Source organism: Krasilnikovia cinnamomea (assembly GCF_004217545.1).
GTDB classification, from domain to species: domain Bacteria; phylum Actinomycetota; class Actinomycetes; order Mycobacteriales; family Micromonosporaceae; genus Actinoplanes; species Actinoplanes cinnamomeus.
Genome location: NZ_SHKY01000002.1, coordinates 40,443 through 61,788, shown reverse-complemented (window position 1 = coordinate 61,788; position 21,346 = coordinate 40,443). Strand labels below are relative to the sequence as shown.

The 21,346-nt window shown below is 72.1% G+C and carries 23 protein-coding genes; 12 read left to right on the top strand and 11 right to left on the bottom strand.

Annotated elements, in window-relative coordinates; all coding sequences use genetic code 11:
- Positions 1-230: 230 nt before the first annotated feature.
- The gene (locus tag EV385_RS33085) at positions 231-1,067 is read left to right on the top strand and encodes a hypothetical protein (RefSeq protein ID WP_130513776.1); all 837 of its coding nucleotides are present in this window, start codon (positions 231-233) and stop codon (positions 1,065-1,067) included.
- Positions 1,068-1,701: 634 nt separating this feature from the next.
- Here EV385_RS33085 and EV385_RS33080 read toward each other — a convergent pair.
- From EV385_RS33080 to EV385_RS33070, 3 genes are all read right to left on the bottom strand, one after another.
- On the bottom strand, positions 1,702-2,295 hold the full coding sequence (locus EV385_RS33080) for an AAA family ATPase (protein ID WP_130513775.1): 594 nt from the start codon (positions 2,293-2,295) through the stop codon (positions 1,702-1,704).
- 226 nt (positions 2,296-2,521) lie between these two features.
- Complete coding sequence (locus tag EV385_RS33075) at positions 2,522-2,857, bottom strand: DUF397 domain-containing protein (RefSeq protein ID WP_130513774.1); 336 nt, start codon at positions 2,855-2,857, stop codon at positions 2,522-2,524.
- Positions 2,854-3,696: a helix-turn-helix domain-containing protein gene (locus EV385_RS33070; RefSeq protein ID WP_130513773.1), complete on the bottom strand. Its 843-nt coding sequence runs from the start codon at positions 3,694-3,696 to the stop codon at positions 2,854-2,856. The genes EV385_RS33075 and EV385_RS33070 overlap by 4 nt, the downstream gene beginning before the upstream one ends.
- A 175-nt stretch (positions 3,697-3,871) precedes the next feature.
- Here EV385_RS33070 and EV385_RS33065 point away from each other — a divergent pair, with 175 nt between their 5' ends.
- The 6 genes from EV385_RS33065 to EV385_RS33040 are packed head-to-tail and all read left to right on the top strand — an operon-like array spanning position 3,872 to position 7,731.
- Positions 3,872-4,174, top strand: a complete 303-nt coding sequence (locus EV385_RS33065; protein ID WP_130513772.1) for a hypothetical protein — start codon at positions 3,872-3,874, stop codon at positions 4,172-4,174.
- The gene (locus EV385_RS33060; RefSeq protein WP_130513771.1) at positions 4,171-4,464 is read left to right on the top strand and encodes a hypothetical protein; all 294 of its coding nucleotides are present in this window, start codon (positions 4,171-4,173) and stop codon (positions 4,462-4,464) included. The genes EV385_RS33065 and EV385_RS33060 overlap by 4 nt, the downstream gene beginning before the upstream one ends.
- A complete protein-coding gene (locus tag EV385_RS33055) occupies positions 4,461-5,213 on the top strand; it encodes a deoxynucleoside kinase (RefSeq protein ID WP_165449737.1) in 753 nt (250 codons plus the stop codon). The genes EV385_RS33060 and EV385_RS33055 overlap by 4 nt, the downstream gene beginning before the upstream one ends.
- A complete protein-coding gene (locus tag EV385_RS33050) occupies positions 5,149-6,162 on the top strand; it encodes a zinc-dependent alcohol dehydrogenase (RefSeq protein WP_130513890.1) in 1,014 nt (337 codons plus the stop codon). Before EV385_RS33055 ends, EV385_RS33050 begins: the two co-directional genes overlap by 65 nt.
- Positions 6,152-7,270 (top strand): DegT/DnrJ/EryC1/StrS family aminotransferase, encoded by a 1,119-nt coding sequence (locus EV385_RS33045; protein WP_130513769.1) that lies wholly within the window; start codon positions 6,152-6,154, stop codon positions 7,268-7,270. Before EV385_RS33050 ends, EV385_RS33045 begins: the two co-directional genes overlap by 11 nt.
- Entirely contained in the window at positions 7,267-7,731 is a 465-nt protein-coding gene (locus EV385_RS33040) for an NUDIX hydrolase (RefSeq protein WP_130513768.1), read from the top strand. Before EV385_RS33045 ends, EV385_RS33040 begins: the two co-directional genes overlap by 4 nt.
- A 104-nt stretch (positions 7,732-7,835) precedes the next feature.
- Here the strand turns inward: EV385_RS33040 and EV385_RS33035 are convergent, their stop codons facing one another.
- From EV385_RS33035 to EV385_RS33015, 5 genes are all read right to left on the bottom strand, one after another.
- On the bottom strand, positions 7,836-8,771 hold the full coding sequence (locus EV385_RS33035) for a hypothetical protein (RefSeq protein WP_130513767.1): 936 nt from the start codon (positions 8,769-8,771) through the stop codon (positions 7,836-7,838).
- A 126-nt stretch (positions 8,772-8,897) separates the two neighbouring features.
- On the bottom strand, positions 8,898-9,398 hold the full coding sequence (locus EV385_RS33030; RefSeq protein ID WP_207230182.1) for a restriction endonuclease: 501 nt from the start codon (positions 9,396-9,398) through the stop codon (positions 8,898-8,900).
- A 231-nt stretch (positions 9,399-9,629) separates the two neighbouring features.
- Positions 9,630-10,250, bottom strand: coding sequence for a transcriptional repressor LexA (gene lexA, locus EV385_RS33025; RefSeq protein ID WP_130513766.1), 621 nt, complete (start codon positions 10,248-10,250; stop codon positions 9,630-9,632).
- A 123-nt stretch (positions 10,251-10,373) separates the two neighbouring features.
- Positions 10,374-13,289 carry a DUF6884 domain-containing protein gene (locus EV385_RS33020; RefSeq protein ID WP_130513765.1) on the bottom strand — a complete coding sequence of 972 codons (2,916 nt, stop codon included), beginning with the start codon at positions 13,287-13,289 and terminating at the stop codon, positions 10,374-10,376.
- Positions 13,286-14,032, bottom strand: coding sequence for a hypothetical protein (locus tag EV385_RS33015; protein ID WP_130513764.1), 747 nt, complete (start codon positions 14,030-14,032; stop codon positions 13,286-13,288). The genes EV385_RS33020 and EV385_RS33015 overlap by 4 nt, the downstream gene beginning before the upstream one ends.
- Positions 14,033-14,232: 200 nt before the next feature.
- Here EV385_RS33015 and EV385_RS33010 point away from each other — a divergent pair, with 200 nt between their 5' ends.
- Positions 14,233-14,586, top strand: coding sequence for a hypothetical protein (locus tag EV385_RS33010; protein WP_130513763.1), 354 nt, complete (start codon positions 14,233-14,235; stop codon positions 14,584-14,586).
- Positions 14,587-15,310: 724 nt separating this feature from the next.
- Here EV385_RS33010 and EV385_RS33000 read toward each other — a convergent pair.
- Positions 15,311-16,432, bottom strand: a complete 1,122-nt coding sequence (locus EV385_RS33000; protein ID WP_130513762.1) for a hypothetical protein — start codon at positions 16,430-16,432, stop codon at positions 15,311-15,313.
- Between the two features lie 117 nt (positions 16,433-16,549).
- Positions 16,550-17,473 (bottom strand): hypothetical protein, encoded by a 924-nt coding sequence (locus tag EV385_RS32995; protein WP_130513761.1) that lies wholly within the window; start codon positions 17,471-17,473, stop codon positions 16,550-16,552.
- A gap of 381 nt (positions 17,474-17,854) precedes the next feature.
- Here EV385_RS32995 and EV385_RS34170 point away from each other — a divergent pair, with 381 nt between their 5' ends.
- The 4 genes from EV385_RS34170 to EV385_RS32980 all read left to right on the top strand — a co-directional run bounded on the left by EV385_RS34170 (position 17,855) and on the right by EV385_RS32980 (position 20,722).
- Complete coding sequence (locus EV385_RS34170) at positions 17,855-18,565, top strand: hypothetical protein (protein ID WP_165449736.1); 711 nt, start codon at positions 17,855-17,857, stop codon at positions 18,563-18,565.
- Entirely contained in the window at positions 18,549-19,109 is a 561-nt protein-coding gene (locus EV385_RS32990) for a bifunctional DNA primase/polymerase (protein WP_165449735.1), read from the top strand. Before EV385_RS34170 ends, EV385_RS32990 begins: the two co-directional genes overlap by 17 nt.
- Before the next feature lie 205 nt (positions 19,110-19,314).
- A complete protein-coding gene (locus EV385_RS32985) occupies positions 19,315-20,259 on the top strand; it encodes a DUF6301 family protein (protein ID WP_130513759.1) in 945 nt (314 codons plus the stop codon).
- Positions 20,260-20,335: 76 nt separating this feature from the next.
- Positions 20,336-20,722 (top strand): hypothetical protein, encoded by a 387-nt coding sequence (locus EV385_RS32980; RefSeq protein ID WP_130513758.1) that lies wholly within the window; start codon positions 20,336-20,338, stop codon positions 20,720-20,722.
- A gap of 14 nt (positions 20,723-20,736) precedes the next feature.
- Here the strand turns inward: EV385_RS32980 and EV385_RS34720 are convergent, their stop codons facing one another.
- Complete coding sequence (locus tag EV385_RS34720; RefSeq protein ID WP_207230181.1) at positions 20,737-21,303, bottom strand: helix-turn-helix domain-containing protein; 567 nt, start codon at positions 21,301-21,303, stop codon at positions 20,737-20,739.
- Positions 21,304-21,346: the final 43 nt, after the last annotated feature.

Below are 21,346 nucleotides of genomic sequence, written 5' to 3'. Positions count from 1 at the left end.
GCCACGACGTAGGGCCGCCCACCTCAGCGAAAGAGGATGCGCTCATCATGACCGATCAGGGCTTCCTGACGGCCGCTGAACGCGGAGATCGCCCGCACGGGCTCCTCAACCCTGGTGGCGCCCCGTGAACGTTCCGCGCGGTCGACCACGAGATCGCACTGCCTGACCCGACGGCCGGGGCCGTCAGCTGACAGCATCGACCCAGCACGCCGAGCACAGAGAGGACGGCCATGACCCCGGGAACCGGTCCCCGCATCATCGCCTCCGCAGGCGAACTCGCGGCCGCGGCCGCCGCCGTCGACCCGGCCGCCCCGGTCTACCTCGAGCCCGATGAAACCGAGCCCGGCGCCGAACCCGACGACCAGGACACCTGGGTGGTACTGGCACAGGCCACCGCCGTCCCCGCCGGCGAGGACGGCGGCCCCGCCGGCCCGGGCGAGAGAATCGCCGTGCACGAAGTGACCGACCCCGACGGCGGAGTGCACCGGCACCTGGCCTCCACCACCGTGCTGACCCTGCGCTCTCGGCACCTAGCCACCGCCGGCGTGATCGGCCCGTCGGCCATGCCCGCAGACCCGGACCAGCGCCGGCTCGACGCCTTCGAGGACGACGACAAGACCCGGTACCTCATGGAGCTGGTCGACGCCGTCACCGGGCTGCGCGACGAGCTGGCCGACGGCCACGAGCACGATGGGTTCGGGCCCGCCGCCTGGCGCCGCCTGCAGCAGGCCCAGGCCGCGCTCGAGCAAGCCGCGCGCCACATCGACGCCGCTACCGTCTACGGCCACACCTGCGGCCTGGTCAGCGCCGGCATCGTCGACGACGATCAGCCCTGCCTGACCGCCCACATCGACAAGACGTTCGTGTACATCCCCGCGCTGGCCTGCGACGAGTGCGGCTGCCCGCGGCACGCCGCCGCGGTTCTCGCAGGTAACCCCGACGCCGTCGTCACGAAGATCAGCGACGGTGCCCGCGCGACGCTGGCCGGGCTGCTGCCGGCCGGCACTGAGGTACCAGGCGATGCGGCGCGGTTGGGCGAGTGTGACCGGGACGAGCCGACCGCTTAATCCGGCCGTTGCGGCGCACTGACCAGTTGCCGGACAGCAGTCGCCGCGTTCATCCGGTATGGCCCAATCTTTCGCTGCTGTGTGGTCCTGTACTCACGGGTGCTCGGACCACACGCGCGCCAACGCCTACGTCAAATTTGACCCCAACACCGAATGGTGCGCTGACGGGTGCATTTCCGTCGAACGCGCGGTACGCCAGTACGACCGCCAGGCCGCAGACGCCCTGCCCGACAGCGCCATTCAGTCCTGCTACCACTGTGGCAACGCGGTATGCCTACTGTGCCAACGCGCGCCCGTCAGGTCGGTCGGGATGATCTGCGAGGGGCCGGGCCACGACCAGCAGGACGTGTGCGAGAGGCGGCTGAAGCGGCTGGGCCAGGCGATGCTGCCTGGAATGCGTCGCCCAGAGTTGCTCACCTTCTGAATCGCTGCCGCTGACGTCCCGCTGTTGAGGGCGAGCCGACCGCCTAGATCGCCATTGCGACGGTCACCGCGCCGACTGTCGCCACGCGGATGCTGCGGGTGTTGGCGGCGCGGCGCGGGTCCGCACAAACGGAAGGCACCCAAGCTGCGAGTACGCACCAAGATCGGGTGCGGCGAGGGCCCTGGCCCTTGCGCTACCGACGTCGCGGCATCAGCCGGTGCCGCCGCTCGGGGCGGCGCAACGGGGGCAGTAAGTCGGGCAAGGAGTAGCCGGGGGCGCGGCGGCGAGGCCGCTGGTGTGCAGGATCGTGGTGATCGTCTGCTCCAGCGACGACGTCTCGTCGATGATCCGTTCACCGCCGACGCCCAGGACGTCGCGCTGCACGTACCACTCCCGCATCTGCTGGGCGGTGAAAGTGACGGTGTCCGCACGGTTCTGATGCCGGCGCGCCGTCTCGTCGAACGGCGCGTGCAGGTAGAACACCGAGCTGGTGCCCGAATGGGTGTCGATGAGCTGGGCCAGGGCCTCGCTGTACCGGTCGCGGTACATGATCCCTTCGAGGACGACGTGGTAGCCGAGCCGGAGCAGGTTAGCGGCGGTCGCGGCGATGAACGCCGGCGCAACTGGACTGATCTTGCTGCTGTCGTGCTCCCGCAGCACGATCCTGCGCAGGTGGTCCTGTTCCAGTAGCGCGCAGCCGCGACCGTAGCGGCGTTGGACCTCGCGCGCCACGGTGGTTCTCCCTGTGCCGGAGTTACCCCGGATGATCACGAGAATCGGGGCTGCCGGTTGCGATGTGGTCACTCGCGTTCTCCCCTGCTGGCCGTGGGTGTCGAGGGCCGTGCCTGATAGCCGGCGGCCTGCAGGGCAAACAGGCCGACCTGACCGGTGTCGCCGGAGTCGTGCGGGAGCCCATAACCGTTGGGGGTCCAGGCGCCAGCCGTCGGACCGCCGTCAGGACAGGCGATGGCTGGTCGTCACCAACCCGGCGACCCGGGCGCCAAGCAAGATGAACAGTGCCATCCGCCGGTCAGCTTCGGGCTCCGAGACTGAGGCATTCGCCGTTGGCGGCGGCGTAGGTGAAGGCACGCCACTCCGCGACGGTGAAATGAAGGGTTTCGCCGTCGTGAGTGACGGCCGCACCGTGGTCGGTGACCTCGAGGGCAGGGTGGGGGCGCTGCGCGGCGGCCGCGTTCGCAAGGCCACTCCACTGGGAGTGGGTCATGCGTAGTTCGGGTCCGTCGGGGTGTTTGCTGTCGCGGATGTAGACGGTGTCGTGCTCGATGGCCCACTGGACGCAGTTGCCGCCGCTGCCGCCGGAGCGGCTGCTCTTGATGTATCGGCGGGTGCTGGTGTTGCTGGTCATGGCTGGAACTCCTGGAGGGGTACCGCGCGTGCTTGGGTGTTCTTGAAGAGCGTGGCGAAGTGGTTGACGTCTTCAGGCTTTTGCAGGTAGGCGGCGGAGATGGGGGTCTCCAGGTAGACCACGGGCGGATCTTCGGTGGCGTCGGGGAAGTCGAGTAGGACGAAAGTGGTTTCCATGCTCGCGTGTGCCCCGGCGCTGAACGGGAGCACGTCGATGGTGATGGTGGGTCGGTCGTTCATCGCCCGGAGTTTGTCGAGCTGGGTGGTCATGACCTCGGTACCACCGACGGCTCGCCGGATCGCGCCTTCGGAGAGCACGGCGTGCAGCCGAGGTGGGTCGGCGCGATCGAGGATGGCCTGGCGTTGCAGGCGCAGCTGCACCCGCCGTTCGATGTCGTCGCCGTCGTCGGGATTCATCGCCCGGTAGACCGCTTCGGCGTACTCGCGGGTCTGCAGCAGGCCGGGAATCAGCTCGGCCTCGTAGGTACGGATACTGGCCGCGGCGGGTTCGAGCTCGACGTACAGGGAGAACCAGGCCGGTACCGCGTCGTCGCCGAAGACGTGCCACCAGCTGTGCGTGCCGGTGGCCAGGGCCAGCGCGGTCAGCGCGTTGGCCTCGTCGGGTGCGGCGCCGTAGAACATGCACAGCATCGCCACGTCCTGCGGTTTGGCCGGGTGCTGGCCACGTTCCAGTTTGTAGAGCTTGGACCGGGACAGGCCGAGGTGGCGGTGGGCGACGACCTCGTCGATGGACGGGTCGCCGGCAATCTGCCGGAGCCGGCGCAGCCGGCGGCCGAGCTGGCGCCGCACGACCGTCGGCCCTGCGGTGGGCTGTGCCATCGCCGTCCCTCGCTTCGCCGTCCGTCTCGGCCGGAGCCGACTCGTCTCACGGTGAGACGGTCGCCGTCATTATGCGGCACTGCTTGGTCTACCTCAGCGCGTCCATCTTCAGATGAAGCCATTCGCCGTGAGATTTTCACGGTGAGACTCCTTGAATCGTGAAAGTCTCACGTTGATGCTGGAGGTGCCAGCCGCTTCTGCGCCACCACTGCTGGTGATCAATCCGGTGAGCCGGTGCCGGGTGGCGGCCCAGATCCGTCGCCCGGCGCTGCTGCCGATGCCCCGACCCGATCAACCGGAGGGTGCCGTGGATCTGCTGCTGCGTGGGCCGTCGATCGCCGCCGTGACTGTGCTGCTCGTCGTGCTCGGCGCGGCGGTGGGCTGGTGGCTGTGCCGTACCCCGCGGTGGTGCCCGCACTGTGGACACGATCTGGTCTGCTCGCGGTGCCGGCGCCGGCCCGGGGACGGGACGCGGTGAGCGCCGCGATCTACCTGTCCCGGTCGGTCATCGCAGCGACACAGCTCCGCGCCGACGACCACCAGTCCGCATCCGCCGGCCGCTGCGCCTGCGACGCCGTCGAACCTTGCCCGCAGGCCGCCGACGCGGCCCGCCAGCTCGCTGCATACGCGAGGCTCGCGGATCAGGACGGCGCGCAGACCGGCGCCTACACCGTGCGTTGCGCGGACCTGCCGCTGCTGACGGCGGCGACCCGTCATTTCCTGGCCGCCGGCACCGCTGCATGCCCACCGCTCGAGGGGCGCCGATGACCGGGATCTACATCGCGATTGAGGGCCCGACCGGCGTCGGCAAGTCCACCCTGGCCGCGGCGCTGGCGCGTGCCATGGACGGGGAGTTGCTGGCCGACCCGTTCACGGTCAACCCGTACCTGGAGGCGCTGCTCACCGGCGACCCCACCCCCGAACTTCCGGTGCTGGTGGAGCTGACCTTCGTCGCCCTGCGCGTGGCACAGCTGCGGGCCGCGGCCGCGACGCTGGCCGCGGGAGGGACGGTGGTCGCGGACTGGGCGCTACTCAAAACGCCGATCTTCGCCGGCACCACGCTGCCGGCCGGCGACGCCCAGCGCATCGCCGACACCTGCACGGTCTGGGCACCCAGCCTGCCGACACCGGACGTGCTGATCGGCATGTCCGCCAGCCTCCCGACGCTGCGCGCCCGGGTGGCCCGCCGCGGCCGGGCGATGGAGGCCGGGCTGACCCCGGCGGCGCTGCGCACCCTGCGCGCCGCGTTCGACGCCGCGTACGTCGCCTGGCCGGGCCGGTTGATCCGGCTCGACGCGAACCGTTTCGACAGCTTCGACCCCGACCACATCGCCGAGCTGGCGGCACGGTGCCGTCCGCTTCCGAGTCTGAGGAGACCATGTGAGACAGACAGCCCCCGGCGCGCCGACCCCCACACGGCCGTCAATGATCCCGGCGCAGCGGCGGCGGGTGATGCTCACCGCCCCGGGCCAGGTCGGCCTGACCACCGAGCCGCTGCCACCACTGAACCCCGGTGAGGTGTGCCTGCGCACCGTGCTGTCCGGAATCAGCGCCGGCACCGAACTGGCCTGGCTGACCGGCCGGGCCGCCGCCCTGCACGCCCACTGGGACGCGCAGACGCGCATGTTCACCGCTGGACCTGGCCGGGCGTACCCGGTCGCGCCGGGCTACGAGTCGGTCGCCGAGGTGGCCGCGGTCGGCACCGAGGTCACCGCGCTGGCCTGCCGGGATCTGGTCACCGTGGACGCCCCCCATGCCGACCTGCATGTCGTGGCCGCCGAGCGGGTCACCGCCCTGCCGACCGGGGTGGGCCCGGAGGCGGCGGTGTTCTTCACCCTCGCCCGGGTGGCCCTCGGCGGGGTCCACGACGCCGCGCCGCTGCTCGGGGAGAGTCTGGTGGTCACCGGGCTCGGCACGGTCGGGCTGCTCGCCGCTCAGCAGGCCCGGCTCACGGGCGCCCGGGTCGTCGGCGTTGACCGGCAGCCGCTGCGCGTGCAGGCGTGCCAGGCCCTCGGCATCCCCGCCGTTCTGGCCGACGCCACGGTCGACGTCGCCGCCGCCGTGCGCGCCTTCATTGGTGACGCCGGGGCCGATGCCGCGATCGAGTGCTCCGGCGCCAGCGCCGTGTTGCATCAGGCGATCCGTTGCCTGCGGGTCGGTGGCCGCGTGGCCACCGTCGCCTCCTATCACGGTGATCCGGGTGGGCTGCGCCTCGGCGAGGAGTACCACCGCAACCGCATCACCCTGCTGTCGTCGATGACCATCAACGGCTGCCCGGCGCGGACTCCCACCTGGACCCTGGACCGGCTCAACGCCACCGCCCGCGAGCAGATCACCGCCGGTGCCGTGCGCGTCGACCAGCTCATCACCCACCGGATTCCGTTCGCGCAGGCTCCGGCTGCGTACGCCCTGCTTCGCGACACCCCGGAGAAAACGATCAAGGTGGTGCTCACCTATGACCGGTGACCTGGTGTACGACGCCGACCATCCGGTCGACGACCGGTACGCTCCGCCGGACTGCGGGGAGATCGACGTGGTCGCCGCGGTCCTGGCCGACGGGCGCCTGTCCGGCGGTAACCCGGTGCTCGGCGCCTACGAACGCGCGCTGGCGGACTGGTTCACCGCCCGGCGCGCCATCGCCGTCAACTCCGGCACCTCCGCCCTGCACGCCACCCTCATCGCGCTCGGTGTCCGTGCCGGCGACGAGGTGATCGTTCCCGCGACCGCGCCCCTGCCCACCGCGATGCCGATCCTGACCTGCGGCGCCATCCCGGTCATCGTCGACACCCGCCCGGGCGAGCTCGGCATGGACCCCGGCCAGGTTGCCGCCCGCCTCACCGCTCGGACCAAGGCCGCGATCAGCCTGCCCCTGTGGGGCTACCCGGCCGACGACGACCCGGCCGCCGCGGTACTGGCCGCCGCGGACGTCCCGCTGATCGAGGACGCCGCCCAGGCCCACGGCGCCGTGTTGCGCGGCCGCGCGGTGGGCACCCGCTACCGTGCCGGTTGCTTCTCCACCCACGACCGGAAACTGCTGTCCACCGGCGAAGGCGGGTTCGTCCTCGCCAGCGACGATGAGCTGGCCGACCGCATCGACTTCTACACTCACCTCGGGCACCTGCGCGGCGGGCACGGCGTCAACTACAAACTCGCCGCGCCGCTGGCCGCGATCGGCCTGCGCCGCCTGCCCGGCCTCGCCGCGCAGCTCACCGCCCGCCGGGCCATCGCCGCCGGGCTGCTCGCCGAACTTCCCGCCCAGGGCAGTGCACTGGCCGAACTGGTCCATGCCGGCCAGCCGAACTACTACAGCCTCGTGCTGACCGCCGCCGCCGACCCAGGCGCGGCGGCCGCCGCGCTCACCGCCGCCGGCCTGGCCCCGGACTCGGCCCGCTACGGCTACCGGCCGCTCTACCGGCAGCCGCTGTTCGCCGCGTACGCCAGCGACTGCCCGAACGCTGAAGCGTTGTGCCAAACAGCGCTGCAGTTCCCCGTCCACCCCGCCCTGCCCGAGACCGCCATACACTGGGCCGCCGGCCTTATCCGCGCCCTGGCCCGCGAGGAGACCCCCGCATGAGCAGTCCCGTCCGGCACTTCACCGCCACCGCGATCGTCATCGACGACACCGACCGGGTCCTTTTGGTTCACCACCGCAAGGCCGGCAAGTGGCTTCCGCCCGGCGGTCACGTCGACCCCAACGAGGCTCCGGCCGAGGCAGCTGTCCGTGAGGTCGCCGAGGAGACCGGCATCCACGCCCGGGTGCTGCATCCGCCGCTGTTCACTCACCCGGCCGTGACCAGCCATCCGACCCCGTGGGCCATCATTGAGATGGACGTGGAAGACCGGCGGCACGGCCCGCATCGGCACATCGACCTCGTCTACGTCTGCCGGGCCACCGGCGGGCAGCTCACCGCGCAGCTCGCTGAGGTCGGCGACGCCCGGTGGGTCGCCCTCGGCGACGTGCCTGCGCTGCCTATCCCCGGTGAACTGCCGGAGCTGATCGATGCGGCCCTGCGCTGGGCCAAGGAATACGCCTGACGTTGTGCACCTCGCCGCGCCTGCCTCGCCTGCCGGGGTGGGTGCGGCGCCGTCTGTAGAGGGTCATGGTGGTGCGGCCTGACGGGGGGCTGCACGGTCCGGTGTCACCGGTCGCGGCCCAGGCCGGGCAGTCCACCGCGCACGACCTGGGCGCGGGGCAGTCGCGCCGGAGCAGGTGGGCGGGCCGGCGGTTTTCGCTGTGGGGCTGGCTGGGCGCGGAGCGCGGACAGTGCCGCGTTGCGTACGGCCGCGCAATCCGGGCAGGCCGGATCCGCATTGGTCCGCCGCCGGTAGACCGGCGCCCCGTGTGGCAGGAGGTCACACATCACCCGGTCCGGCCGCTCCGGATGGCGCCGGTGCCACACGCCGCCGGGCTTGAGCTGCACCCACCCGTCGGGCACCTGCCAGGTGCCGGCCGTTCCGGTCGGCCCCGGGCCAAGCACCGGCAGCGCGATCAGGAGCCGCCGGATCCGGGCGGACACCGTCGGCGCGGCCGGCGGCTGGGGGCTCCGCCGGGCCGTGGCGCGCGCCGACCGGGTCGGCTGGCGGACCGGTGTTGGTGCGGGGGAGGGCCTGGTGGCCACGCTGGACTGGATTTCCTGCCGGTGCAGCTGGATCTCCTGCTGGCAGAACGGGCACGGTGGCCACGGCGCCGGTGGCCGGCGGTGGATGACCACGGTGACCGGCAGTTCCAGTGCGCACAGCACCCGGTCGGGCTGGCGGGGGTCGGGGCGGTGCAGCACGCGCTGGCCGCGCAGCTGTACCCAGCCGAGCCGGCGCCCGTCCACCCGCTGCGGCTGCCGTGGGGGCGCGGCCTCGGGGGTGGGGCTGCGCCGGGGGAGTGTGGGCGCTCGGTTCTGGCAGGTCGGGCATGTCGTGAAGTCGCGGTGCCGGGTCGGGTGGACCGGGGCGTGCGGGTCCAGTCGGCGCCCGCACAGCGCCCGGCCGTGCCGTTGCGGGTCCGTGTGGTGTGCCCGGGGACCTTTGACGTCTGGCAGCAGCGTCCAGCCCGCCACGTAGCCGTCCACCATCTCGTTCACCCCTGTCCGCTCACGGTCATGCCGGGCTGAAAGCCCGAGCCGGGTGTACGCGGTCAAGCTAGCGCCCAGATCGGACACTTTCGACGCCCGGCGCCGCACCGGTCGGCGTACGCGGTCAAGGACCGGTCAGCATTCGAAGACCTGCGTGCTGACCCACCGGGCCAGCTCCGGTCGGTCGACCAGCGTGATCCGGCACCGCCGCGCCACCTCGCGGGCCTGCGCCGTGGGCCGCCCGGTGGTGACCAGCAGCGCCACGTCAGCGCGGTGGATGTCGCGGGCCGTGCCCGCGAACCGCTGCACGTGCGGGCTGCCCAGATTCCCGGCGAACCGTTTGCACTGAACGACCAGCCGGCGCCCGTCCGGCGTCCGGGCGATCACGTCGGCACCCATATCCCCAGCACCACCAGACACGCTCACCCCGCGGTACCCGCTGACGCGCAGCAGCCGGGCCACGAACTGTTCGAACTCCGCACCGGACATGTGGTCGGTCACCGCCACGTCGCGCTCGTGCTCGGCCATCCGCCGCGCGGCTGCCCACCGCAGCCAGCCCCACACGCCCGCCCCGGCGAGCGCTGTCAGCGCAATCGATGCGGCGATGATCGGGTGGTGGCGGATTGCCTGTACCACGACGGAGATTGCGAGCAGGCCGCCACCGGCCGCGGCAAGGACTGCTCCATCATTGGCCTTGCGTCTGCGCCGTTTCCGGGCCACTCCACCCTCCCCAAGGTCAACGATGTGTGAGACACCGTGCACACAATGTAGGGGTCGGGTACGACACTCTCCGGTCGTCCATACCGGACGGATCTGCTGGGCGCCTGCTGTCCCTGGTGCAGACCACCCGGGGTGTGCCACGCAGGTTCAGAGACGCCGCAGGACGCAGACGACCTTCCCCAGAATCACGGCCTCATCACCCGCGATGACCTCGTACGCCGCGTTCTGCGGCACCAGCTCCACATGCCCGCCGCGGGCCCGGTAGGTCTTGACCGTGGCCTCGTCGTCGATCAACGCGGCAACGATGTCGCCGGTCTCCGCGGTGGGCTGCTGCCGGACGATCACGACATCGCCGTCGCAGATCGCCGCCCCGGTCATCGAATCCCCCCGCACGCGTACCGCGAAATGCGGGCCGGACCCGACGATCGCCGACGACAGGACGAGGTGATCCTCGACGTCCTCGTAGGCGAGGATCGGCGCTCCGGCGGCGATCGTGCCCAGCAGCGGCACGGCCGTACTCTGCGAAGCCGCTCGGCCGGCGCGGACGTCGACGGCGCGGGGCGCGCGGGCGTCGCGGCGCAGCAGGCCGAGCCGCTCGAGGGTGTCCAGGTGATGGGCCACGGAGGAGGGCGAGCCCAGCCCGACCGCGGCGGCGATCTCGCGGAAGGTCGGCGGGTATCCGCGTTCCTCGACGGACTGGCGGATCACCGTCAGGATGCTGCGCTGCCGTGCCGTCAGGACCGGTTCGGACTCCGCCGGGCTCGCCATGGCCCGACCCTACCGCGCTTTAGCTCATATGTTCGAAAGTGCTGGTGGCCTGGCGGCGACCCTGGCGGTGAACCAGGCCCGGTGAACGGTCCGCCAGCACGCTGCGCGCCGTGTTGCGGGTGATCAGACGTCAATCGAGGCCGGAGCAGGCAGCTCAAGCGGGCCCAGCCGGTCGGCCTCGGCGGCGATTTGGCGGATGCTGGTGGCGTTTTGGAAGGTCGCCTCGACATCGTCCTCGACGACGGCGTACTCGTCGACCAGGTCGCGGTTCGCGCGGGCCGCGGTCACCAGGTCTTGCCGGCTGCCGAGCACGCACAGCGCACAGCTGAGCCTCGACATTCCGATTTGGTAGGCGCCGTGCACGCGCAGCCCGGACGCCCGGATGGTCGCCCAGACCTGTGTCTCGGACCAGTCGAAGATCGGCAGCCATCGCGTCACGGTGCGGCGGGTGTTGGTCGCGCTGTCGGGGCCGAAGGGCTTCTTGAGCGCGCGGGCCGCGCTCTCGTCGGCTCGGATGCCCAGGGTGTTGAGGATGCGGACCGGCCGGTCGGTGTTGCCTGCCTCGCGCCAGAGCTTCGCCAGTGCGGTCATCAGCTTCTCGACCTCGCCGGTCTTCTGGCTTTTCGTGCAGTACCTGGCGGCGCTGGAAAACCACGCTGGCGCCGCGGCCTTCTTGTCGCTCTGGGCCTCCAGGTCGCGGGCTACGTCAAGATTGCCCGCGGCCAGGGCCGCCTCGGCTGCCTTGCGCAGCTCGCCGGCCTTGCGCACGAGGTTGCGCTTGCGCTGGCGAACTTGTTCGAGCAGGTCGACCTTGTTGGCGAGGCGCAGGAAACTCACGCCCATCGCGTGGGCGTGTTCCTCAGCCAGTTCGGCCGTGCCCGCCCACTCCACGCGGCCCAGGTCGCAGTGCACGGCGATGATGCGGCCCAGGTCGTAGTCCTGCGTGCGGGCCAGCTCGACGACCGCGACGAGCTGCGCCATGGAGTCCTTACCGGCGCTGATGTTGATGAGCACCACGTCGTAGTCGTGCAGGTTGACCGGGTCGACCAGGCCGGCGGCGCCGGTGAGCGTGTCGCCGTGCCGGACAAGACACAGGATGCGCGAGCGGAAGTCGCCGCCAGCGCTCTTGGCGCCGCAGTCGGCGGCCGCGGGCACCAGTTCGCGCTGCGGCACCGGCTGGTCCTCGGCCTCGCCCATCGGGGTTAGCGGCTGGGTGGTCGCGGCGGCGGCCAGCTCGGCGGCCGGGCCGGGCGCCTCGATGGCGGTCGGCCGCTCGAGTACCGCGATGTAGGAGTCGGCGCGCAGTGCGCCGTGCCGGACGGGGCCGGGGCCGCTAGGCCGGTTGACCCTGGTGCCGATGTCGTAGCTGCGCACCCCGGCGACCGTGTCGCAGTAGGTCGGGTCGGTGACCACGGTGATCGTGTCGGTGCGGTTCCACGGGCCGAACGCGCCCGGGGCGCAGACGTCGCCGGCGCGCAGCTCGGTGGCAGTCAGCAGCCGCGGCCAGCTCAGGGCGGGCCCGTGCAGGATCTCGGCGTCCTCGGCCGGCGGGTGAATCCAGTCGTTGCCGGAGCCGCTGTCGCGGCCGACGACCTCGACGCCGGCGTCGGCCCACACGATCACGTGTCGGCTGCGTCCGGCGAACGGCAGGGGCCGCACGATCAGGGAGACGCGCCGGCGGCCGTCGGGCTGGTCGACCGGGCGGGCCGATGCGATAACCAGTACCGGGTCGGCGTGCTGGGCATCGAACGTGCCCGGGGCCAAGACGTCGCCGCGCTCCAGGTCACCGGCTGCGGCGAGGGTGACATCGGCGGGGGCGACCAGCTCGGCGCCGAACAAGGCCGGCGCGGCGGTCGCGCCGACCGGGGCCGGCGGTGACCAGTCGCCGCGGGCGATGTGACCCATTCGGGCGCGCTGGTTGCCGTAGCTGGTGCAGCCGTCGAGCGCGCGGACCGCGTGTGGCCAGACGGCCGACACGACGTCGGCATACGCCTTGCCCGCGATCACGGTGACCAGGCTGTCGGTGATGCCCAGGCGAGCGGCCTGCTCGGCGATGCGGCCTGCGGTGACGCTGCCGACGTCGCCCATCGTGAGGTCGTAGTCGTCGACCAGGTCGTCGTCGTCGAGCAGCCCGTAGCGGGCCGACAGCGTGATGATTCGTGCGCCGGTGCGCTCGGCGACGGCCTCGCCGGCGAGGCGGGCCGACCGGGCGTACGGTCCGATGTACTTCTCCGCGGCGCGGACCCGGCCGGGGCGCTTGCGGGAACCACACGGGACGATCACGACCGGGGACGGTGCCGCGGTGGGCAGCTCGCCGGCCGGGGCGGCCGGGGCCGGGGCGTACCACTGCGGGCAGTCGCTGCCGTAGTGGGCGACTTGCTGGCCGGTCCGGGCGTCGTACAGCCGGTTCCCGTACTCGTTGACAGTGACCAGCAGCGGCTTGCCCGGGTCGATGTCACGGCCGAACCAGACCAGCGTCTCCGGGCGGCCCGCGGCCGCCCAAGTGGTGCGGGCCGGGACGGCCGGCACCGGCGCCGCGGCGAGCAGGTCGGCGGCCTGCCGGTATGACTCGGCAAGCTCGGCGGCGGCCGTGCGCTGGTCGGCGTCAAAGGCGGCCAGACGGGCCCGCAGGCGTTTGGCGAGCCGGGCCGCCTCCGCGCGTTCGGCGTCGATCCGGTCGTTATCGGCCAGGGCGACGGTGTGCTGCACGACGAGCGGGAACTCGCGTACGGGCAGGCACCGCAGGATCGAGCGGCACCGGCGACAGGTCGCCTGGGTCGCCGCCGCCACTTGGGCGTGCCCAGCGCGGAACGCCGGTCCCTGCGCGTCGACCGTCGTGGTGAACCACTGCGTGTCGTCGCCGCGCCCGGTGGGCGCGACGTCCACGACTTCGACGTCGCACAGCGCCGCCGCCGGCCGGTGCCAGCTCACCACGTGGAGGCTTCCGCGGGCGGTGCCCCGCAGGGGCTTGGCCAGGACGAACATCCAGTCGGTCAGCGCCACCCGCGTGTCCGGGCACTTCTTGCCGGTGGTGCTCATACGACGTCCAGGGGCAGCCCCTGCGCGCCGAGCCACGCCTGCACGCACTCGGCGACGTCGACGGCGGACAGCCGCCGGTGCTGTCGGCGCAGCTGCTCGAGCTCGGCGTGCAGCGCGAGGATGGCCTGCCCCTCGCGGGTCTGCGGGTCCGGGAACTGCGCCAGCGCCGCCGGCGCCTCGCCGCGGATGGCCAACTGCTGGTCACGTCGGTGGTGCTCGGCCGCCAGCTCGCTCAGCCGCGGCGCGATCACCCGCTGGAGCCGCTGGATGCTGTGTCGGGCGTTGGCGATCCGCGACGGGGCCAGGTGCCAGGCGTGGAAGCCGCGCAGCTCGTCGTGGTCGTCGCGGGCCAGCCAGTCGGTGACCAGGGCGCGCACGATGTCCGCGGTCCGGCGGCGGGTGCCGTCCGGGGCGGACCCGCCACCGGCCCGGCACATCGACAGCCACCGCCAGCTCGGCTCGTCCAGGTGCTGGACGCTGAACGTGGCGGCGCCGCCGAGCACGACGGTGCAGACGACCGGCGCGTCGGGAAGGTCCCGGTCGCGGTAGGGATCGGGGCCGTCGACCCGGCCGTAGCGCAGATGTACTCGCTGCCGGGTGTCGCCGGGGTCGTGGGCGTACACCTCGGGGTCAAGGGTGAACGCGCCCACCTTGGCCACCTCGTAGACGACCCGGCCGTACTCGTTCGCCGTTGCGGTGACCGTCAGCCGGCGCCCTGCTGCGGTCGTGATCAGCTGCTGCATCGAACGTGTTCCTCTTCCTGGTCGAGCCGAGATCATGCGGCCTCGGTCCTGAGCCGCGGACCGGGAACCGCAGCGCGGCACCCTGCCGCTCTATCGGACAGCATAATATGAGATGCGATAGCGGAAAGGGGTGTTGTCGGCTGTGGATGGGCCTGCGGTCGTGATGCACCGGTTGTCACTGCTCCGCTACGGTCTCCGTCATGGGCGGTACGGCTGACCAGCAGCGGCGAGACGCTGAGCGAGAAGCGGAACGAATCCGCAGCCTGCTGCGGCAACACGGCGGCCGCGACTACGACCCCAGCCGCGAAGAGGACCACTACGAAGGCGGCTTCGAGGTCTCAGTCGGGAAGAGTGGAGGCCCCCATTCCGTCGGCGGTTTCCACATCGACCCGCTCCGGGTGTGGCCGCCGAAGATGCGTCAGCACGCGGAAACGCTGACGGCACACGGGTACCAGGTTGAGGTCCGTGACTACTTCGACGGCGAGATCCTCGCGGTCACACCCCCGGCCCCGCGGCCGCGTGGGGCGTGGTTGCGGAAACTCTTCCGGGGATGAGATAACCCCCGATCGGCCCGGCGGGTAGGGGCTGCTGTCGTGGCCAGGCCCGGCTGAGCGTCCACATCGGCGCGTTATGAGGCGCGGGCAGTGTTGAGGCCGGCGCCACGGGGGAAGCGCCGGCCTCAACATCAAGTGTGCCGCCGCTGGTCAACGGCCGCTATCGACAATCGCTTTCGGGGGACACGGCTGCGCGCGGTGCAGCCAGAACCCGGGGCCGTGCTCGCACGGTGAGGGCGGCCGACCCGCCAGCCCGCGACACGCGCAAGCTGATGCCAGCTCCACGGCTCGCCGGCGGCCTGCCAGCCCTGTCCGGCGTCGGCCATCACAACCGGCTGCTCCGGGGTGACCTGCGCACCGAGGCCCGACCCGTACAGGCGCCCGGGTCGCAGGCGGACCAGGACCCGATCGCCGGGTGCGTCGAGCCGGCGGGGTGCCGCGGTCGGGACCGGGCAGGCCCGGCAATCGCCGGTGGCGACGCATGGGCCGTACCCGCCCCACCGCGCCCGGCGGGTGTCCTGCGACTCCACCAGCGTCGGATAGGAGAGCGGCCTCAGCGCGCACTGGCCACGGTCGGCGCCGATGTGGGCGTTGAGAGACAAGCGGTTCCAGCCGCGCCCGTCAGGGCCGCCGGGCCGGTGTGCGGGAGCGGGCAGATGGATGGGCACACGACCTCCAGGTGTGAAAAAGGGGGAGGCCCGGGCCGCGCGCCGTGACGGGCGGGTCAGCGGTTCCAGACGCGAACCTTTTCGATCTTGCGCAGCGGTTTGTCGCTGGGTCCGGCGAAGTACGGGTCGATCCAGCGGTGCTCGATCCGGGTCCGGCCGGGGCCGACGTGGTAGCGGCGCCAGTGCCCGGTGACCTCGGTCTGGTGGGACCACCGGTAGCTGTCGGGGGCGCGGCCGGGGCCGGTGCCGGTGCGCTGGCGCGGTCGCATCCGGATGATCTGCACCCCGTCAGTGCTGACCCGTGCGCGCCGCAGCTTGGGCTTGAGGGTGGGCGGCGCCGCCGCGGTGGTGGTCTGCGTGAACGGCTGCTGCATCAGCAGCCATGCCGCGCGTACCGTCAGCGCCCACGCGGCCGTCGTGTCGGGCGGGAACTCGATGCGGGGCAGCTCCCCGAACGGCCAGCCCGCCTCGTTGTCGGGCAGCAGCGGGTCCATGGCGGTCAGTCCCAGCTCGACGGCGGTCTGCCGGCACTCGCCGAGGTATCGCGCGTGCGGCTGCGCCGCCCAGAAGGTGAACCACACTCCGCCCGGGTGCCACGCGGCTGGCCGCGGGGTCGGGCCGTCCCACGGACCCCAGCTGACCGCGGCGATCTCGATCGACGTTCCCCACTGCGACGGAAAACGGGCCAGGGGCTCGGCGAAGACCACGAAGCCGCGCTCGGACGGAGCGTCGTACGGGTACAGCTCGTGGCGCGGCAGCTGCCGTCCCGCGTGGATGGCCAGCTGCGTCATCTCCGGGCTCACCCAGTACAGCGAGCCGTCGGCGACGCGGGCGTGCTCCTGGCTGGCCAGTGCGGCGACGTTGTCGGCCAGTGAGGCGCCGGGATTGACCCCTTGCGACTGACAGCCGGACTCGATCATCGCCCGGTAGAAGTTGCGGCCCTGGACCTTGAGCCAGTAGCTGATCATGCCCCGGATCGCCGGCACCCGCCGCGGATCGGGCGCCCGCCACGGCCCGGCCGCCAGCGGTGACGGCGGGCCGACCACGACGGCCGGGCCCGCGGACCCGACCGGATGCGTCAGGCCGAAAAGCCCAACGCCGTCCACCGGGACGTTGCCCAGGACCTCGTGCAGCAGCCTCGACAGCTCACGCCGCCCCACGCCCGGAATGTGGTCCATGGTCCTCGTCGCCTCCCCGATCAGTTCCTATCGTAAAGCATAATATGAACTACGATAGGAGGGAAGGGGATTGATCCGGCTCTTTCGCGGCGGCGGTGGTGGCGGTGCGAGAGCCCGTCAGACGCGGGCCTGTTGCGGCAGCCCTGGCGGGCCGTCCGCGTCTTCGCCCGGGCCTGCAGGTGGCGTGGTGGTCGCGAGCCCGCGTCGCGGTGGCTGCTCGAGCGCCGGCTGTCGTGGGTGGCCGGTCACCGGGCGGCGACGGTGGGCGGCGATCGCGGCCTGCGTGGCCATGACGACGGCGTGCGCGGCCCGTCGCGGCGCCTGGTCCAGCAGCCGGACGTCTTGGCCGGCGATCTCGTACGCGTTGTGGTGGCCCATCGTGGCCGGTGCGCTCTGCTGCGGCCCTGCGGTCAGCTCGCGGGGCCGGCCGAGCTGGCGTAGCTCCGCGGCGTACGCCGCGCCGGCGCTGGCGAGGTAGTCGCGCCGCCACCAGCGGCACATGCTGGCGTGCCAGGCCGGTTCGCTGTCGTCGCCCTCGCGCAGCCACGCCCGGTATCGGCGCGTCGCCGCCAGCGCGGCCGCGTCCAGTCGCTGCAGCACCCCGGGCAGGCTGGCCGTGAGGTGCTCGACCACGGGTCGCAGTCCGTAGAACGCCAGCCGGGTATCGCCGTCGCGGTGCCGCCAGTCCACCCGCGTCGTGTCGACGTCGTGCGCCCTGATGACGGCGATCGCGATCTCGGTGCGGATACGGCCCAGCCCTGCCGATCCCGGGATGTCCACGTGCCCCCAGCTGCGGGCGTCCTCGCTGCACGGATCGATGCGCGCCGGCTCGGGGGCCTCGGCGATGTCGGGATAGCGGCTCTCGAGGTCCTCCATCCGCTGGCGTGCCACGGCCTGCTCGGCCGGGTCGCCGAGGTGGGCGTCGGCGAAGGCCCGCAGCCTGGCGTACCGGGCGCGCAGCGCCGTCGGGGCGACGGGCTCCTGCGCGACCTGCTCGGCGCCGTGAGCGGCGGCGGTGTGGTGGTGCGCGTCGGCGGTCATCAACGTCCTCCTGGGAGTATGGCGCACCCTCTATCGAATAGCATATTATTTTCCACGATAGAGTGTGGTGGAGGTGGACCGCCCTCACGGAGCAGGGGCCGGCGGACGAAGATCCGCGCGGCAGGCGCGATGTCCAATGCGGGCTTTGCTGGCGACCTGGCCGGCTGAGCAGCGCGAACACCGCCTGCGTGGAAAAGTGTCGGACCCGGCCGTTAGCCTTCGTGATGGCGGTTGCGCCCGCCGCACTCCGAGCCTTCGGCACCTACGCTGCCGGGCGGCGATGAGGACAAGGTCCCCCGGATCGCGCCCTGATCTGTCATGCCTGACGTGACCTTCGCCGGGCGAGAGCGTGGGTCTTGCTCGTGCTGAGAGGACACCGTCATGGTCAGCGACAGCCCCCGCAAGAAGGCCATCAGAGCGCGGATGACCGAGACCGGGGAGAACTACACCACCGCGGCCCGGGCTCTGGACGCCGTGGCGGCCCGCCCGGCGGTCGCGGTGCTGGAGATCGATCCGCAGCTGCTCGTGCCGTATCCGGACGAGCTGATCCGACCGGAGGGCGCCAGCTCCCGCTGGACCCCGGTGGTCGCCGAGGAGTTGGGCTGGCGGGTCCTGCCCGCCGACGCCACCCCACAGCAGCGCGCCCAAGTTGAGGCCCACTGGCGGCCGGTCAGCCCGGCCCGCCCGTGCCGCTGCAGCGGCAAGTGCCTGCATGCTCTCCAGTGCGGCGAAGACGACGACGGCCCGGACCGGTGCCCCGGCCTGTACATCCACGTCGACCGGTACCCCGGCGGCATGTTCGCTGTCGCCGACTGGCAGGACGAGTACGAGTGCAACGTCTGCGGCGAGGCCCTGACCACGAGCGTGGAACTGCCCGCGATCCCGTGGGGCGAGGCCGGCCCCAACGGCACCATCGTCTACGACAACGTCCGGCACCCCAACTTCTCCGAGGGCGGGTATGACGACGGGTACGACCCGGGCTGTTTCGAGTGCGGCGCCAAGGCTGGCTACCGCTGCACCTGCGGCGACGAACCGGAACCGGAAGGCTGCGAGGAGTGCGGCGCGGGTGGGCCTTATGGCTGCAACTGCTGACCCGGATCCCGCGATCGCCCTGGCGGCCGGTCTGGCGGTGTTCGGCCTGCCGCCCGGCGAGAAGCGCCCCGAGCCGGGTTGGCAGCGTCGGTGCTCGAGCGACCCGGCCGTGGTGGCGGCCACGTGGCGCCCGGGCGACAACGTCGGCATCGGCTGCCGCGCCTCCCGACTGCTCGGCATCGACCTGGACCGGCACCCCGGCAAGCCGGACGGCATCGCCCAGTTCCAGGCGGTATGCGACCGCTACGGCCAGCCCTGGCCGGACACGTACACCGTGCGGACCCCGCGCGGCGGCCTGCACCTGTACCTGCGGGTGCCGGACGGGCGGATCATCGGCAGCACCTCCGGCGGCCGGTCCCCGCTGGGCCCGAGCATCGACACCCGCGGGCCCGGCCGGCACACCGGCGGGCACCTCGTCGGCCCCGGCTCGCGCATCGGCGGCGTGCCGTACGTCGTCATCCGCGACGTGTCGATCGCGCCGGTACCCGAGTGGATCGCCGACCTGCTCGCCCTGCCCACCGCGGCTCCGGCGGCGACCGCGTGATCCGGCTGCGCCTGGAAGCCGGCGACGTCGACGAGCTGCACGCCGCGGCGGCTGCGCTCGCCGAGGCGTTCACCATCACCCGCACCAGCCGCCCCTATCGGCGACGGTCGGGGGACGGCGTCTCGTTGTACCTCGACGCGGAACTACCGGCCGCCGCTTCGGGTGTCGACCGCGGCCATGGGCCGGGCCTAACGAACGGGTATCGGTGCCGCTGCCCGTCCTGGCTATCATCGCCGCCATGATCCAAGACGTTGCCGGGACGCTGGTCGGGCAAGATTTCGGGGCGTGGTCGCGTGCCGACATCGAGCGGATCGCCGGTGCCGCCGGCTGGTCCATCCGCGAGAATCAGCACAGCCTCATCATCGAGACCGGCGGCCCGGCCCGTGCACGATCCACGAAGGTCAGCTACGGCCAGGAGGATTACGGCTACGGCGAGCAGACCGATCTCCAGATCACCGAGACCTGCGCCGCCGACGAACTGGCGCCGCTGCACGCCGCCACGCTAGCGGCTGTGGTCGCCGTGCTCGGGCCACCGGCGATGGTCGGTGGCCCGCACGCATGGGCGTTCTGGCGCAACCCGCGCGTGCGGCTGGAACGCGACATCCGACGCCCGTCGGTGACCCTGCGGGTGGAGCCCGCCGAGCCGGCCGAGGCGCAGGAGTACAGCGACGCCGAGTGGAGTCCGGACTGGCAGCCCACCGACCTCTGGAACGCCGAGCCCGACGTGAACAGCGACGCCTGCAAGTCGCTGCTGGGCATGATGAGCTACGACGCCCGGATGGCCGACACCTGGGATGAGTTCGAGACGAGCCTGCGCGAGCTGTTCGCTTCGCTCTCCGCGGACCTGCCGCTTCTGCTCGACTACGTGCCGCACGTGGGCTGGGAGATCTCCGAGGCGGACGGCGATCACATGGTGGCGGGCTCGTTCAACTCCGACGGCGTCCACGTCCATTCGGTCGTCTACAACACGACCCAGTCGACCGATTACCCGAGCCTGCCGCTGGAACCCGACAGCGGCGCGCGTGTCGCCGAGATCGCTATCGACACCATCCGCGGCTGGGGCCACGCCTCACCGGTGCGACTGCGCCACCAATGCTTCGTCACAGGCCCGGTCCGACTGAGCGCGAAGTCAGGGTTCCGCCTCGCATAGCGTCGTGGGCCGCCGGTGGGCGCCCCACGAGGCGCTTCGGCGTGAATGTCTGACCGCCGGGCTATCGTGGCCGCCCATGAACACCGACGACATGCTGGCACTGGCCGAGGACCTGCTCACCCGTCCCTACCCGCCAGAGGGCTACCACGCCGTCGACCTGGAGATCAGCGACGACTTCTCCGACGACCCGACCGGCGATCGCGCCGCCCAGGCGTGGCAGGAGTTCGACGCCGAATGCGCGCGTCTGGCCGCTGCGCTCACCATCCGCTGGGGCACACCGCAACTGGTCACGCTCGACCAGCGTGTGCACCGGGGCACGCCGCTCGGCGCGTACCTCGCCGACTTCGTGGCCATCGTGCATATGTGGCACCGCGCCGGACGCACCGTCTGCCTGGGCGTTGGTCAAGGCGACAAGGAACTCCCGATCCAGTTCGTGCTCACGGTCGGTAACCTCACCGCCTGACCGGCCACGCCGGGCTACGCGTCGGCGCGGTCGGCCGGGGGACTCGGCTCGGATGGGGTCGGCAGTGCCAAGGCCAGCCGCTGCGGGGTCACCCTCAGCAGCTGCGCCAGCATGGGCGCGTGGCTGTCCGCCAGGCCGCTGCGGCCCTGCTCCACAAAGGCGTACGCGGCGCGGGTGATGCCCAGCGCCTGGGCGACCTCGGCCTGCGTCAGACCCCGCCGGGTCCGGAGCTCCTGCAGCGTGGGCGGGCCGGTCCTCGTCTCGGACTCGCCGGGCGGCTCAGCCTCGGCGTCGCCCTTCGCGGCCTTGCGGGCGACCTGCAGACCGGCGAGCTCGGCGACGTCGACCTCGAAGATGTCGGCGAGCATCCGCAGCACCCGCGCTGACGGCCGCCGGCCGGCCTCGTACTGACTCACCGAGACCGTCAGGGTGGCGATGCGCCGGGCCGCCTCGGTCAACGACGGCGTCTGCTCCCGATCCGCGGTCTCGGCCTCGAACAGCTTCTCGGCGATCCCGCGCTGCGTGAGGTCGCGTGCCACGCGGTACCGACGGAGCCGCCCGCCGAGGGTCTCGTCCGTCACGGCCCGCTCCTGTCGTCGATCGGGGCGACCCAGGGCGGTATCC